A 14,407-nucleotide genomic window follows, 5' to 3' on the forward strand; every position below is an offset into this window, starting at 1 on the left:
GTCGCACCGACCGCCCGCCCCCTCGCAGCACGTCGGTCTCCAGCTACTCGCACACGTCGGTCTCCAAGTAGGGGCAGCCGGCGCGGCCACACGATCGGCGGCCGTGGTGACGCGCGCCGATCAGTGCGGCCAATTCAGCAGCGTGTCGATGAACAATTGGCGGACCTGCGCCACGTTGTCGTCCAAATCGCCGGGATCCCACGCGCTGACGTCGATCGGGTCGAGTATCGCCACGTCGACCGTTCCCGGCCGGGCGACCATCGCGTTGCGCCAGCAGATCTCGCCCGCGTTCCGGATGACGACCGGGATCACCGGCACCCCCGCCTGTATCGCGATGTGGAATGCGCCCTTCTTGAACGGCCCTACTTCGGGCGTATAGGAGCGAGTGCCTTCCGGAGCCACCGCGACCGACAAGCCGCCGCGCAGGGTCTCCACCACCGGTCGTAGCGCCGCCTTCGCCTGTGCGGTGTTCGCGCGGTCGATGAACGTCACGCCGACGAAGCGCATCAGCGGTCCGAAGACCGGATTCTTGGTGAGCTCCTTCTTGCCGATCGCAGTCACCCCGCCGCCGAGTACTTCGGGCACGATGATGATGTCGAACTGGCTCTGGTGGTTGAACAGGAAGACCGCGGGCCGCGGGGATCTCGCGTGCTCGCCGCCGGTGACTCGGACGCGCACGCCCGCGATGCGCAGAGTGTTGCGCGCGGCGTGCGCCATCAGCGCGTCGGCCATCCGTTGCCGGTCCTGTGTGGGCGCTTGCGACGCGACGCCGAACAGTGCGCCCCCGAGCAGCCCGGCGAATCCCGCGGCCGTGCGTACGTAATCGCTCGCCCGCGGCGCAACGCGTGGCCGGAACGTCAGCTCGGCCCAGTGCCGCCGGTCGGCGACGTCGGTCAGCGCGTCGTCGGCGTTGACCGCCACCGGATGACCCACCAGCGACAGCATGGGCAGGTCGGCGATCGCGTCGGCGTAGGCGTAGCTGCGCTCGAGCTCCACCTGGTGCGTGGCGGCGAACGCCGCGACCGCATCGGCTTTGCCGTTGCGCCACAGCGTCTTGCCGTCGGGATGCCCGGTGAGCACGCCGTCGTCGGCGGCCATGGGCGTGTACAGCACGTGCTCGATCCCCAACTGCGCCGCGGCGGGCAGGACCTGGAATCGGGTCAGTGAGCTGACCAGCACGATGGTGTGCCCGGCCGCCCGGTGGGTGCGGATCAGCTCCCACGCTTCGGGATACAGGTACCCGTAGACGGTGCGCTGGAACAGTCGCCTGCCCACTTCGTCCAGCTCCTGTTCGGAGCGTCCGGCCAGCGCCTCGGACAACTCGCGCAGGAAGCGGCGGTATTCGCCGTCGGTCATGCGGCCGCGGATGCCGCCGAGCAGAACGTCGGCGGGTTTGCGGCGCAGCCGGCGCCGGGGCCTGGGGGCGTCGATGACCGTGCCGCCGAAATCGAAGACCGCGGCGACCGCTCGGCCCTGCGGGCCGGAGCGGATGGCGGCGAGCGCGGCGTCGAGGTCGGCGCGCGCGTCGGTCACCGCGCCTCCCGATTGGACGGGTCCAGCGCGGCGGCCTGCGCGATGCGGGCGCCGATGGTGCGCAGGCGCTCGGCGAAGTCGTTCCTTTGCCTGGTCAACTCGGCGCGGCGCTGCTCGGGCTCGTCATCGGACACCGTCTCGAGCAGGCAGTAGTTGTCGGCGAGCTTGAGCGCGCTGGTGAACAACTCGGTGGAGACCGACTCGGGGCTGTGCAACCGCTTCTGCAGCATCATCTGCTTGCCGACCGCCACGCATTCGGTGATGAACTCTTTGCGGTCGATCTCGTCGCCCGCGTCCCGGGCGGCCAGCCGTTCGGCCACCACCAACTGCGCGTCGACGAACGAGCGCAGCACGCGGTGGGCCATGGTGAAGCCGGAGGCGGTGAGCTTCGCCAGGATGTCCGAGCCGAGGGTGTCGCGACGGGTGTGGTTGTACCAATCCGGATCGACCAGCAGCATCTCCGCGACCATCTGATCGGCGAACTCGCCGCGCTCGGGGAAGAAGAACTCGAACTTCAGCAGGTCGCGCAACCGGAAAGCCTCGTCCCACCCGGTTTTCAGGGCGTCCTCGTCGCCGTTGTCGACCGCGGCCAGGATGGCCAGCTCGAGGATCGCGCGGTTGACGAACCAGTGCACCGCGCTGTTGCGGTAGAAGGCGGCCTCCAGATGCGCGCCGGACTCGATCGAGTACACCGGCTCGACCCCGCCGCGATACACCGTGACCACCTTGGCCAGCGAAAGCTGTTCCAGCACCACGGCCAAGCCCTGCTCGTCGCGCAGCGCGTCGAGTTCGCCGCCCGGCAGCTCGCGCTTGTCGATGTAGCCGAGCACCGGGTTGAGCACGGTGCGCACCTCGCCGAGGGTGAGGGCGCGCCCGTCCACCCCCAGCAGCGCCAGGGTGACCAGCGCGTTGACCGTGATCGGAGTGACCGCGTTGATGCCGACCGCGACTTCGAACGCCAGCCGCTGTACCGCCTTTCGTTCCAGCTCGGCGATCTCCGGTGGTTCGCTGTCGACGACCCCGGCTTCGGTGCGCGGCGCCGGAATCGGCTCCGTATGGTGCAGCGGGATGGTCAGCGGCGGCGTGGTGAGCGGGTCGCCGTGCGCGGCAAGCCGGTCGCGCGCCGACAGCGGCTCACCGAAGCGGACGTACACGTGCCCGGCGGAGTGCTGCTGGCTGCGGATGTAGCGCGCCAGCCAGGTCAGGCCCTCCGGCTTCTTCTTGCCGCCCTCCTGCTCGGTGGCGATGGCGCCGAGTTCGTTGAGTCGCTCGTAGGTGATCGAGACCGGAACGAGCATGACGTCGTCGATGCGGTTGGAGCGGACGGCCGCGGCGAGGTAGTTCAGCAAGCCGTAGCGCGGCGGCCGCAGCTTGCCGGTGCGGGTGCGGCCGCCTTCGAAATACCACTCCAGGTTGAAGCGCTTGGCCAGCAGATAGGCGAAGTACTCCTCGACGACGGCCTTGTAGACCTCGTCGTCGCCGAAGCTGCGCCGGATGAACACCGTGCCGGTGCGCCGGGCGACCGGGCCCATCGGCCAGAAGCTGAGGTTCGCGCCGCCGATCACGTGGTTCGGCGGGAAATCGTTGCGGGCCAATACGTCTCCGAGGACGAAGGCATCGACGTACGAGCGGTGCGAGGGCAGGAACACCAGCGGGAAGCGGCGGTTGAGGTCGCGCAACCCGGCCAGCCCGGAATCGTCGGAGTCCACGCTCCAGGTCGATGCGTGCACCGGCCGCATGGCCTGCGTGAACAGGTCCGAGATCAGCCGGCTCTGGGCGGCGACCAGTTCGTTGAGCGCCTTCTCCGCACGCCGGTACACCTCGTGCGGACTCGCGCCGATCTGGTCGGCGATCAGTTCCAGCCTGCGCAGGAAGTCCGGGGAGTCGAGAATCTCCTCCGCGACCAGCTTGGGCACTTTGTACCGGTCGCCGATGATGGTGCGTTCGGCGCGTTCGAGCGCCACCACCGCCGCGCGCACGATGGCGCGGGCGAACGGCTCGGCGGTGCCCTTGTCGTAGAGCGCCGACGCCTCCGGGTTGTTCGCGCGCAGCTCACTGAGGCGAGCCGGCGCGCCGGTCAGCACGACGTGCCGGTCCGGTGACTTGGACACGAGCTTGCGCTGCGCCAGCCGATTGGGCTTGCGCGGATTGGTCAGCAGGGCGAGATCGGAAAAGGTGACGCGGCGTACGCCGTCGCGTTCCGGCGGCAGCCACAGCACGCGGATCGGCACAACCAGCGGGTCGTCGCGCCTGCCGACCAGCCGTGCGGCGACGGCACCCGCGTCCAGATCCAGCTGGGTGACCGGCGCGTCGGTACCGAACTCGGCGCTGATCCCGCCGTCGGCGAGCCACTTGCCGACGAGTTCGCGTTCCACCCCTGAAGTGGCGTCGATGAGGGCCACCACCGATTGGGGTGTGGTCCGGGGCCGGGCTGTCGCGGGTGAATCGCCGCGGTGATCGATCATCGATGTTCTTCCCTCCGCAGGTGACGCTCTCCACTATTCAATCCCGGCGGGTCTATTCCGCGCAGGCAGTCGGCGCGGCGAGTTCGTGCGACGGCTTGGATGGCGCGCGATCGTCGCCCGAGCGCGAGCGGGCGAAAGTGCTTGCCGGATGCGGCGCGTCCCGGGCGGAGCGATGCCGAACCGTCCGTGTTGTGGTCGCGAGCACACCCGCGAATAAAGGAGGTAATGCTAACCTTACCTGCACAAGTTAGGCCAGGGTAACCTTTGGAGGATCGTTGTCGACCACGGAACGCCTACGGGTTGAGTATGTGACCGATCCGGCGGCAGCGATGTCCCGGCTGGCGAGAGCGGATCGGTTCGGCGAGTACGTGATGTACGAGCGTCCGGGGGAATGGGTGTTCGCCGCCGATCCGATCGGCAGTGTCGAACTGGACGTGCGGGAACTGCGCATCACGCGCGAAGGGGAGACCACGACCAGCCGGTGGGAAGGCAATCCGGCGGCAGTGATCGACCGCGCGCTGAGCGCGCTGCCCCTCGACGGGCGGAATGCCTACGGCTGGATCGGATTCGAGTTCTGCGCGTGGGCGCTCGACGCCACGGAACATCTCGACCCGCGCACCGCGCTGGCGCACCTGATGGTTCCCCGCATCGAGGTCAGGGTGGGCGAATTCGGCGTACGGATATCGGGTGCGACTCCGTCGGAGACCGGGGACATCCACGACCTGATCGCGCAGTCGCAGAACACCGAACTGCCGCAGGCGCATCCGGCCGATATCCGCATCGACCCCACCGGCTACCGGGACCGGGTGGCCGAGGCGGTCGGCGAGATCCGGGCCGGGCGCTACCAGAAGGTCATCCTGTCCAGGAAGGTCGATCTCCCGTTCGCCGTGGATGTTCCGGCGACCTATCGGCTCGGGCGCGCGCACAATACTCCGGCACGGTCGTTCCTGCTGCGGCTCGGTGGCCTGGAGGCGGCGGGCTTCAGTCCGGAGCTGGTCGCCTCCGTGGACGACGATCGGGTCGTGACCACCGAGCCGCTGGCGGGTACCCGCGCGTTCGGCCGGGGCGCCGCGGCCGACCTCGCCGCCAGGACCGATCTGATCACCGACCCGAAGGAGATCGTGGAACACGCCATTTCGGTGCAGACCTCGTTCGCGGAGATCGCGGCCGTCGCCGATCCCGGCACTCCTGCGGTGTCGGACTTCATGGCCGTGCGGGAGCGGGGCAGTGTGCAACATCTGGCGTCCACGGTGCGCGGTCGGCTGGCCGCGGACCGGTCCAGCTGGGACGCGCTGGAGGTGTTGTTCCCGTCGGTGACCGCATCGGGAATTCCCAAGCGGGAAGGCGTCGACTCGGTGTTCCGGCTCGATCACGACCCGCGCGGTCTGTACTCCGGTGCGGTGGTGACCGTTTCGCCGACCGGTGCGCTGGAGGCGACCCTCGTGCTGCGCGCGGTGTACCAGAACGCCGAGGGAGCCTGGTTGCGTGCGGGCGCGGGCATCGTCGGGCAGTCCCGGCCGGAGCGTGAGTTCGAAGAGACCTGCGAGAAGCTGGGCAGCATCGCGCCCTACGTCGTCAAGGCGTAGGGCATACGGGCAGCGCGCCGACGGTGCGCTGCCCCGTGGATCGCCCTAGAGCTCGGCGCGCAGCGCCTTCTTGTCGATCTTGCCGACCGCGGTGATCGGCAGCTTGTCGCTGCGGCGTAGCACGTCCGGGAGTTTGTAGGTGGCCAGCCCGCGTGCGGTGAGGAAGGACTTGATCTCGGCCAGCGTGGGCATCGCACCGTCGACGACCAAGACGGCGCACACCTTTTCGCCCAGCGCCGCATCGGGCAGTCCGACGGCGGCCGCATGCCGGACGGCGGGATGGGCGAGCAGATGTTCCTCGAGTTCGTCGCAGGAGACGTTCTCGCCGCCGCGATTGATCACGTCTTTGATCCGGCCAGACACCACGAGATGCCCGCTGGGCAGGCGGCGGACCAGATCTCCGCTGCGATAGAAGCCGTCCGGGGTGAACGCGCGCGCGTTGTGCTCCGGGGCGCGGTAGTAACCGCGGATCGTGTACGGCCCCCTGGTCAGCAACTCGCCTTCCGCGCCCGGCGACACATCGTTGCCGTCGCCGTCCACCACGCGGATCTCGTCGGCGGGCGAGAGCGGCCGGCCCTGGCTGGTGTGCAGCAACTCGGCCGGATCGTCCAGCCGGGTGTAGTTGATCAGGCCCTCGGCCATGCCGAACACTTGCTGCAGGGTCGCGCCCAGCGCAGGGGTCACTTCTTTGGCGTTGACCTCGGCCAGTCGTGCGCCGCCGACTTGGAGTAGGCGCAGTGAACTCAGGTCGGCCTCTTCCCATTCGGTGGCCGCGCACCAGAGTTGGGCCAGCGGCGGCACGACGGCGGTGACCGTCACCCGGTGCCGCTCGATCGCGGCGAACGCGCTTTCCGGACTCGGGTCACCGACGAAGGCGACCGCGCCTCCGACCCCCACGGTGCCGAAGATGCCGGGGCAGGCCAGCGGAAAGTTGTGGGCGGCGGGCAGCGTCGCGAGATAGACGTCCTGCTCGGTCAACGCGCACACCTCGGCGCTCGCGGTGGCGTTGTAGACGTAGTCGTCGTGCGTGCGCGCGATGAGCTTCGGCAGGCCGGTGGTGCCGCCGGAGACCAGCATCAGGGCTATGTCGCCCGGATCGATCACGGGCAGTTCGCCGCCGTCGCGCGGTACCGAGGCCAGGTCGGTGAACGGCCCTGGATCGCCGAGCACCAGGACGTGGCGCAGCGAGGGCACCGCGGCACGCACGGTCGATGCCAGCTCGCGGTAGTCGAAATCGCCCGCCCGGTCGGCGACGATGTAGCCGACCGCGTCGGAAAGCCGCGCCAGATGCTCGATTTCGGCCCGGCGGTGCGCGGGCAGGCTCAATACGGGGATGATCCCGGCGCGCAGCAGGCCGAACAAGACGGTCAGGAACTCGGGCACATTGGGCAGCTGGACCACCACGCGGTCGCCGGGAGCGATGCCGAGTGCGAGCAGCCCGTGGGCCATCCGGTCCGCGGCGGTGTCGATGTCGGCGTAGCTGCGCGAGCCCTCCGCGGCGAGCAGCGCGGGGCGCTGGGGATGCCGGTGCGCGCTCGCGCGCAGAAGATCCCCGAGCGGGCGTCCGGCCCAGTAGCCCGCCGCTCGGTACTCCGCGGCCGTGTGGGCGGGGAAAGGTACGTAGCCGTCGCGATGCGCGGACTCGGTCGGTGTGGAAGTCACGGTCTGCCTCACAAATCAAGCAAAGGGTCCCTTAGGTTAGGCAACCCTACTTGAATGCTGGGCTCGGGCGTGTTCGAACCTGCCGCCGTGTGCCTCCGCGCACTAGACTTCCCGTCATGACCAGGTGGGACACCTCGAACATCCCCGGCCAGAGTGGCCGGAAGTTCATCGTGACAGGGGCCAACAGCGGCCTGGGGGCCGAGACGGTGCGCGCGCTGGCCGCGGCGGGCGGCGAGGTGGTGCTCGCCTGCCGGAACGTGGCCAAAGGCGAGCGGGTGGCCGCCGAGCTCGGCGACCGGGCGCAGGTGGGCGAATTGGATCTGGCCGATCTCGACTCGGTCCGCGCGTTCGCCCAGAACATCGACGGCGCGGATGTGCTCATCAACAACGCGGGCGTGATGGCTGTGCCCGAAGGCCGCACCGCCGACGGGTTCGAAAAACAGATCGGGACAAACCATCTCGGTCACTTCGCGCTCACCGGCCTGCTGCTGGACAAGATCTCCGATCGGATCGTCACCGTCTCCAGCGGTGCGCACCAGGTCGGCAAGATCGACCTGGACGATCTCAACTGGGAGCGGCGCAAGTACCAGCGGTGGGCCGCGTACGGGCAGGCCAAGCTGGCCAACCTGATGTTCGCTCGCGAACTGCAGCGCAGGTTGACCGCTGCGGGCTCCGCGAAACTGTCGGTCGCCGCGCACCCCGGCTACGCCTCCACCGAGTTGCAATCGCACACCGAGTCTTTCCTCGACCGGGTGATGTGGGTCGGTAACCGGCTGCTCGCGCAGAGCGCCGCGATGGGTGCGCTGCCGACGTTGTACGCCGCGACCGCCGACGTCCAGCCGGGCGGCTACTACGGGCCCACCAGCTTCGGCGGCATGCGCGGGTACCCGGGGCCGTCCGGATCGTCGAAAGCGTCCAGGGATGAGAAGGTCGCCGCCGACCTGTGGGAGCTGTCCGAGAAGCTGACCGGGGTCACCTACGACTTCACGAAATGACCACAGGGTGATGTGACCCACGTCTCATAACCGGTTGTCACACTCCGTCTTCCCGCGTCGTCCTCCTTGTGAACCGCAAGGAACGACAAAGGACGGACATCATGGAACAGCGCTTCGAACTCTTCGCCAACTCGGTCGGCGCCAGCTTCATCAAGCGGCTCACCACGGCCTCCAAGGTGATCAACGATTCCACCTTGGACGCCGCGACCTATGAGTTGGTGAAGATTCGCGCCAGCCAGATCAACGGCTGCGGTTACTGCACCGACATGCACACCAAGGACGCCGCGCACGCGGGCGAGACCTCGGTGCGGCTCAACCTGATCGCCGCCTGGCACGAGGCCACCGTCTTCACCGAGGCCGAGCGCGCCGCGCTGGCGCTCACCGAGGAGGCCACCCGGATCGGCGACGGACGCGTGGTCAGCGACGCGGTCTGGCAGGAGGTGCGCAAGCACTACGACGACGACCAGATCGCCGCCCTCATCGCCGCCATCGCGATGATCAACGCCTGGAACCGGATGAACGTCATCGCCCGCACCCCGGCGGGGAGCTACGTCCCCGGCCAGTGGGGCTGAATCCGGATCACCCGTCATCGCCCGCACTCCGGTGGGTGATGACGTGTCCGGTCGGTGGTGTTTCGATCCACGTATCTCTCTCGAGCGCAACCACACTGGCCCAGCTCCCGCTTCCGAGCGAAGCGAGACCGAGCATGCTCCGTTCGCGGCCCGGCTCGTGTTCGAGTGGCCGCCGCGTCCGCGACGAAGTCGCCAGCGGCGGTCGCTCGAACGCGAGCCACAAAGGGGCCGCGAACACCCAGCGCCGCAGGCGCTGGAAAAACGAACACAGCCGCGAACACGCCGCGCCGAAGGCGTGGCATATCTAACACCGCAGTTCACCGATCGGTTGCGGACTGGTACTGTGCCCGACGTGCAGCGCGTGTATTTCTGGTTTAGCAAGCCGGCCCTGGGTGGGCTGGTCTGCGGCAACCGCGTGCGCTGACGAACTTCCACCCCGAGCCGGACGATGGACCGGCTCGACGGGATTCTCATCCGTGGGTCGGCCCGAGAAAAGGAACCCACGACATGACAACCGCAGCCGACGTCGACGCACGGCATTCCGATCTGGACGACCAACGCACCCTCAACGTGAGCCCGCTGCGCTCGCCCGCGGAGGTGCGCCGGGTGCACCCGATCACCGATGCCCTCGCCGACACCGTCCGTGCGGGACGCAAAGCCACCGTCGACGTGCTGAACGGCGCGGACGATCGCCTGATGGTGATCGTCGGCCCGTGCTCCGTGCACGACCCCTCCGCCGCGCTGGATTACGCGCGCCGTCTGGCGGCGAAGGCCGCTGAGCTCGACGATCGGCTGCACGTGGTGATGCGGGTCTACTTCGAGAAGCCGCGCACCAGCTTGGGCTGGAAGGGCCTGATCAACGATCCGCATCTGGACGGATCGTTCGACGTCAACACCGGATTGGGCTTCGGCCGCAAACTGCTGGTCGACATCACCGCCCTCGGTCTTCCGGTGGCCTGTGAGTTCCTGGACCCGATCACGCCGCAGTACATCGCGGATCTGGTGTCCTACGGCGCGATCGGCGCGCGCACCGCGGCCAGCCAGGTGCACCGTCAGCTCAGCAGCGCGCTGTCGATGCCGGTCGGCATCAAGAACGGCACCGACGGCGACGTCCAGGTGGCGGTGGACGGCGTGCGCGCCGCGGCGGCCAGCCACGTGTTCCCCGGCACCGACCTGGACGGCCGTTCCGCGCTCATCCGCACCACCGGCAACCCGGACTGCCATGTGATCCTGCGTGGCGGCAGCAACGGCCCCAACTACGACGCGGCATCGGTCGCCGAGGCGTGCCTGCGGCTGGAGAAGGCGTCGCTGCCGCAGCGGATCGTGGTGGACGCCAGCCACGGCAACAGCAACAAGGACCACAACAAGCAGGTCGACGTGGTCACCGACATCGCGCGTCGGCTGGCGGCGGGCGAGTCGGGTGTCGTCGGCGTCATGCTGGAGAGCTTCTTGGTCGCGGGTCGCCAGGACCTCACCCTCGGCCACGCCGACGAGCTCACCTACGGCCAGTCCATCACCGACGCCTGCCTGGACTGGGAAACCACTGCGGCACAGCTGGATCGGCTGGCCGACGCGGTGCGGCAGCGCCGCGAGCGCTGATCCCGCCCACCTCCGGTAGCCGAGCGCGCCACCGCCGCGCCGGCCCAAGCCGATCATGCCGACCACCGGCCCGTCGGCGCGCAGCCGCACCGCCCAGGTCGGGCTGCGCGCCGCTCATCCGGTTGATCATCCGGTTTGTCCGGCACCAGCCGCCGATGCCGGGCGCTTGCGCACCGGACCGTAGACTTCCAGTCGATGGTTTCCGCGCTGCTTTCCGACCTGTTCGAGTCACATCGGGCGCATCTGCTCTCAGTCGCCTATCGACTGACGGGCAGCGTCGGCGATGCCGAGGACGCGGTGCAGGAGAGCTGGTTGCGCCTCGCCGGCGCGCACCAGTCCGAGATCGACGATCTACGGGCTTGGCTGACCACCGTGGTGAGCCGGATCTGCCTGGATCGTCTGCGCAGCGCCGCGGCACGGCGAGAGAATTACGTCGGCCAGTGGCTGCCGGAGCCCGTGGTCACCGCCCGCACACCGTCGAGCGCTCCCGACCCGTTGGAAGCCGTGGTGCGCAAGCAGGAGTGCCGGTTCGCGGCGCTGATCGTGCTGGACACCCTGACGCCGCCGCAGCGGGTGGCCTTCGTGCTGCACGAGGGGTTGTCGGTGCCGTTCGACGAGATCGCCGACATCCTCGGTATCTCCGCCGATGCGGCGCGACAGCTGGCCGCGCGCGCCCGCAAGGCGGTGGCGCGGACGCCGCAGCCGGTGCCCGATGCCGAGCACGAGGCCGCGGTGCAGCGCTTTCTCGTCGCGCTGAGCACGGGCGACGTGGCCGCCGTCGCCGCGGCGCTGCATCCGGACGCGGTGATGATCGGCGATGCCAACGGCACCACCGCCACCGCGATCAACGTGCTGCACGGCGCGGATCGGATCGCTCGCTTCTCTTTGGGCCTGGTGCGCAAGTACGGGCTCGAGGACGCATCGCAGGTGTACGCGTTCGTCTCGGTGAACGGGCAATTGGGTCTGCGAGTCGCGGCGCGTCCCGCGGTGGCGGGCCGGGGCGGTTATCCGACCCGGGTCGTCGGCTTCACGGTTCGGGACGGACTGGTCTGGGGCGCCTACGACCTGGCGAATCCCGCCAAGCTGGGTGGCGTCCGGCTGGGTTGAGCCGGGCATAGCTACTCGCTATCGCAGGGCGACGATTTGGACCGCTGGACTAGTCTCCGGGTATGCCCTCGCGACATCCGACCGTTGCCCGTCTGCGCCCCTTCGCGTCCACCATCTTCGCCGAGATGACCGAGCTCGCCGTCCGGCACGACGCGGTCAACCTGGGCCAGGGGTTCCCGGACACCGACGGGCCCGCGAGCATGCTGGAAGTGGCGCGCCGCGCCATCGCCGACGGACTCAACCAGTACCCGCCGGGCCGCGGCATGCCGGTGCTGCGCCGAGCCGTCGCCGACGACCGGGCGCGGCGATACGGGACCGACTACGACCCCGATTCGCAGGTGCTGGTGACGGTGGGCGCGACCGAGGCGATCAGCGCGGCCGTGCTCGGCTTGGTCGAGCCGGGCGAGGAGGTCGTGCTGATCGAGCCGTACTACGACTCGTATGCCGCTGCCGTGGCCTTGGCCGGCGCTCGACGGCGCACCGCGCGTCTGGTGGCCGACGGGGACCGGTTCGTCCTGGACTTGGACAGTCTGCGTGCGGCCGTCACCCCGGCGACCCGGATGCTCATCGTCAACTCGCCGCACAATCCGACCGGCACCGTGCTCGGACGCTCGGACCTGCTGGCGATCGCCGAAATCGCTTGCGAGCACGATCTTCTGGTGCTCACCGACGAGGTCTACGAGCACCTGGTCTACGACGGCACCGAGCACATCAGCCTGGCCACCTTGCCGGGCATGGCCGATCGGACCATCGTGGTGTCCAGCGCGGCCAAGACCTTCAGCGTGACCGGGTGGAAGACCGGGTGGGCGTGCGGGCCCGCCGACCTGATCGACGGCGTGCTCGCGGCCAAACAGTTCCTGACCTTCGTGGCGGGCGGACCGTTCCAGCCCGCCGTCGCGCATGCGATCAATCACGAGCTGGAGTGGGTCGGCAAGCTGCGGGAGGCGTTGTCGGAGAAGCGGCTTCGCCTCTCCGCGGCGCTCGCCGACACCGGCATGCGGGTGTATCAGAGCGCGGGCGGCTATTTCGTCGTCGCCGATATCACCCCGCTCGGCGCCGCCGACGGTCTGACGTTCTGCCGTGAGTTGCCGAAGCGGCTCGGCGTGGCGGCGGTTCCGGTCATCGCGTTCGCCGACGACACGGCTGCCTGGAGTCATCTGGTGCGGTTCACCTTCTGCAAGCGCGAGGAAACGCTGGACGAAGGGGTCCGCCGATTGCGTCGGCTCGATTGAGACAACCCTGACGTGACCTGTCAGGTTTTGCTGGCACCGTGCACGGCATGGCAACCCAGTACTACACGGCAACCAGTCTCGACGGATACCTCGCCGACACGGACAACTCGCTCACCTGGCTTTTCGAGGTGCAGGGCGCGGACGAGGCGCAAGCGGGCATCGCGGGCTTCCTCGCCGGGGTCGGCGCCATGTGCATGGGCGCGACCACCTACGAGTGGGTCGTGGCGAACGAACCACCGGAGAATTGGCGGAAGTACTACGGCGATCTCCCGTGCTGGGTCTTCACCCACCGGGATCTTCCCGCGATAGCGGGCGCGAATCTCCGGTTCGCCTCGGGGCCGGTCGAGTCGGTGCACCGGGAGATGGTCGAGGCGGCCGGTGACCGCAATATCTGGATCGTCGGTGGCGGCGACCTGGCCGGGCAATTCGCCGATGCCGGACTGCTCGACGACGTCATGGTGAGCGTGGCACCGGTGACGCTGGGCGCGGGCGCCCCGCTGCTGCCGCGGCGCCTCCTTTCCAGCCGGATGCGGCTCACGGCCGTCGAGCAGGCCGGTCAATTCGCGGAACTGCACTTCCGCTTGGGGAACCCGGTCGCTTGAAGCCGACTCGGGTCAGGCCGGCATGGGGCGGGCGCGGTCGGTGGCGAGCAGGGCGGCGATGGCGCCCAGCATCGTGCCGGTGATGTACCGCTGGGTGCGCAGCCACAGGGGACGGGCGGCGAGGAACGTCGACAGACCGCCCGCCCCGAGGACGATCAGGCCGTTCACGGTCAGCGCCACCGCGATCTGCACCGCGCCCAGGCACAGGCTCTGCAACCACACCTTTCCGTGCTCCGGCGTGACGAACTGGGGGATCAGCGCCATGTACATGATCGCGATCTTCGGATTGAGCAGGTTGGTGACCAGGCCCATCGCGAACAATCGCCGAGTGGGGTCGGCGGACAGGGCCGTGGGCGCGAAGACCGAGACGCCGCCCGGCCGCAGCGCCTGCCAGGCCAGCCACCCCAGATACGCGGCTCCCGCCAGCTTCACCGCCAGATACAGACCGGGCACCACCGCGAACACCGCCGTGATCCCGGCCGTCGCCGCCGCCAGATACACCCCGAACCCTGCCGCGACCCCCGCCAACGACACCAACCCGGCCCGCCGCCCCTGCGACACCGTCCGCGACACCAGATACATCATGTTGGGCCCCGGCGTGAGCACCATCCCCAACGCCGCCACCGCAACTCCCACCACCGCCGCCATCTCGATCATGCCCCGATCCTCACCCGCCCCACCGCCCCCTGTCGCGGTCCACTCGACAACCGCTGGACGGCTGGGCATGCATACCGTGCGGCTACCGGGCCTCCGATCAACGCTGCGTCAATTCCGGATACGACTTCTGCAAATGGGGCAAATGGGCCGGTCGCCCATAGCGCTTCCGCTGCTGACCGGACTCGAAAAAGCTTTGCACCACAGCGAATTCGGGATTGCGCTGACGCGACGTGCGGTGCGTTCCAGCGAATGGACGCCGTCCACGTATACCGCGGTGGAGGTGGGTAGGGCGGCGAGTCGGCGAGACTTGCCCTGAGGTAGCTATGACAATGCTGCGCATGGCGGCCACGGTCAGCGGGTTGGGAAATCGGCGGGCGGAGCTATTCGACGGAGTGTC

Annotated in this window: 11 protein-coding genes; 7 read left to right on the forward strand and 4 right to left on the reverse strand. The window is 68.9% G+C overall.

Translation table 11 applies throughout. From position 1 onward, the window contains the following. Positions 1-120: 120 nt before the first annotated feature. A complete protein-coding gene (locus tag ON21_RS03110) occupies positions 121-1,533 on the reverse strand; it encodes an HAD-IB family hydrolase (RefSeq protein WP_039795055.1) in 1,413 nt (470 codons plus the stop codon). Then, positions 1,530-3,998, reverse strand: a complete 2,469-nt coding sequence (locus ON21_RS03115; protein ID WP_039795056.1) for a glycerol-3-phosphate 1-O-acyltransferase — start codon at positions 3,996-3,998, stop codon at positions 1,530-1,532. Before ON21_RS03115 ends, ON21_RS03110 begins: the two co-directional genes overlap by 4 nt. Before the next feature lie 275 nt (positions 3,999-4,273). Here ON21_RS03115 and nbtS point away from each other — a divergent pair, with 275 nt between their 5' ends. Further along, positions 4,274-5,584 carry a nocobactin biosynthesis salicylate synthase NbtS gene (nbtS, locus tag ON21_RS03120; protein WP_039795058.1) on the forward strand — a complete coding sequence of 437 codons (1,311 nt, stop codon included), beginning with the start codon at positions 4,274-4,276 and terminating at the stop codon, positions 5,582-5,584. A 45-nt stretch (positions 5,585-5,629) separates the two neighbouring features. Here the strand turns inward: nbtS and ON21_RS03125 are convergent, their stop codons facing one another. Beyond that, entirely contained in the window at positions 5,630-7,246 is a 1,617-nt protein-coding gene (locus tag ON21_RS03125) for a (2,3-dihydroxybenzoyl)adenylate synthase (RefSeq protein ID WP_039795120.1), read from the reverse strand. A gap of 116 nt (positions 7,247-7,362) precedes the next feature. On the opposite strand from ON21_RS03125, the gene ON21_RS03130 reads away from it, so the two are divergent. The 6 genes from ON21_RS03130 (at position 7,363) to ON21_RS03155 (ending at position 13,353) form a co-directional block, all read left to right on the forward strand. Then, entirely contained in the window at positions 7,363-8,241 is an 879-nt protein-coding gene (locus tag ON21_RS03130) for an oxidoreductase (RefSeq protein WP_039795060.1), read from the forward strand. 101 nt (positions 8,242-8,342) lie between these two features. After that, positions 8,343-8,813 carry a carboxymuconolactone decarboxylase family protein gene (locus ON21_RS03135; protein ID WP_039795062.1) on the forward strand — a complete coding sequence of 157 codons (471 nt, stop codon included), beginning with the start codon at positions 8,343-8,345 and terminating at the stop codon, positions 8,811-8,813. A 507-nt stretch (positions 8,814-9,320) separates the two neighbouring features. Then, positions 9,321-10,412 (forward strand): 3-deoxy-7-phosphoheptulonate synthase, encoded by a 1,092-nt coding sequence (locus ON21_RS03140; protein WP_039795063.1) that lies wholly within the window; start codon positions 9,321-9,323, stop codon positions 10,410-10,412. Between the two features lie 195 nt (positions 10,413-10,607). Beyond that, positions 10,608-11,519, forward strand: coding sequence for an RNA polymerase sigma factor SigJ (sigJ, locus tag ON21_RS03145; protein ID WP_039795065.1), 912 nt, complete (start codon positions 10,608-10,610; stop codon positions 11,517-11,519). A 62-nt stretch (positions 11,520-11,581) separates the two neighbouring features. After that, positions 11,582-12,751 (forward strand): pyridoxal phosphate-dependent aminotransferase, encoded by a 1,170-nt coding sequence (locus ON21_RS03150; protein ID WP_039795067.1) that lies wholly within the window; start codon positions 11,582-11,584, stop codon positions 12,749-12,751. Between the two features lie 47 nt (positions 12,752-12,798). Continuing rightward, positions 12,799-13,353: a dihydrofolate reductase family protein gene (locus tag ON21_RS03155; RefSeq protein ID WP_039795068.1), complete on the forward strand. Its 555-nt coding sequence runs from the start codon at positions 12,799-12,801 to the stop codon at positions 13,351-13,353. Positions 13,354-13,365: 12 nt separating this feature from the next. Here the strand turns inward: ON21_RS03155 and ON21_RS03160 are convergent, their stop codons facing one another. Beyond that, positions 13,366-14,010, reverse strand: a complete 645-nt coding sequence (locus ON21_RS03160) for a LysE family translocator (protein WP_039795070.1) — start codon at positions 14,008-14,010, stop codon at positions 13,366-13,368. Positions 14,011-14,407: the final 397 nt, after the last annotated feature.

The sequence above is a fragment of the Nocardia araoensis NBRC 100135 genome, from assembly GCF_000308435.1.
GTDB classification, from domain to species: Bacteria; Actinomycetota; Actinomycetes; order Mycobacteriales; family Mycobacteriaceae; genus Nocardia; species Nocardia araoensis.

Bases quoted from the DNA above. Each gene is read 5' to 3' on its own strand.
- ON21_RS03150 (WP_039795067.1), top strand. From the start codon at position 11,582: ATGCCCTCGCGACATCCGACCGTTGCCCGTCTGCGCCCCTTCGCGTCC.
- sigJ (WP_039795065.1), top strand. From the start codon at position 10,608: ATGGTTTCCGCGCTGCTTTCCGACCTGTTCGAGTCACATCGGGCGCAT.
- ON21_RS03155 (WP_039795068.1), top strand. From the start codon at position 12,799: ATGGCAACCCAGTACTACACGGCAACCAGTCTCGACGGATACCTCGCC.
- ON21_RS03130 (WP_039795060.1), top strand. From the start codon at position 7,363: ATGACCAGGTGGGACACCTCGAACATCCCCGGCCAGAGTGGCCGGAAG.
- ON21_RS03135 (WP_039795062.1), top strand. From the start codon at position 8,343: ATGGAACAGCGCTTCGAACTCTTCGCCAACTCGGTCGGCGCCAGCTTC.
- ON21_RS03160 (WP_039795070.1), bottom strand. From the start codon at position 14,010: ATGATCGAGATGGCGGCGGTGGTGGGAGTTGCGGTGGCGGCGTTGGGG.
- ON21_RS03115 (WP_039795056.1), bottom strand. From the start codon at position 3,998: ATGATCGATCACCGCGGCGATTCACCCGCGACAGCCCGGCCCCGGACC.
- ON21_RS03140 (WP_039795063.1), top strand. From the start codon at position 9,321: ATGACAACCGCAGCCGACGTCGACGCACGGCATTCCGATCTGGACGAC.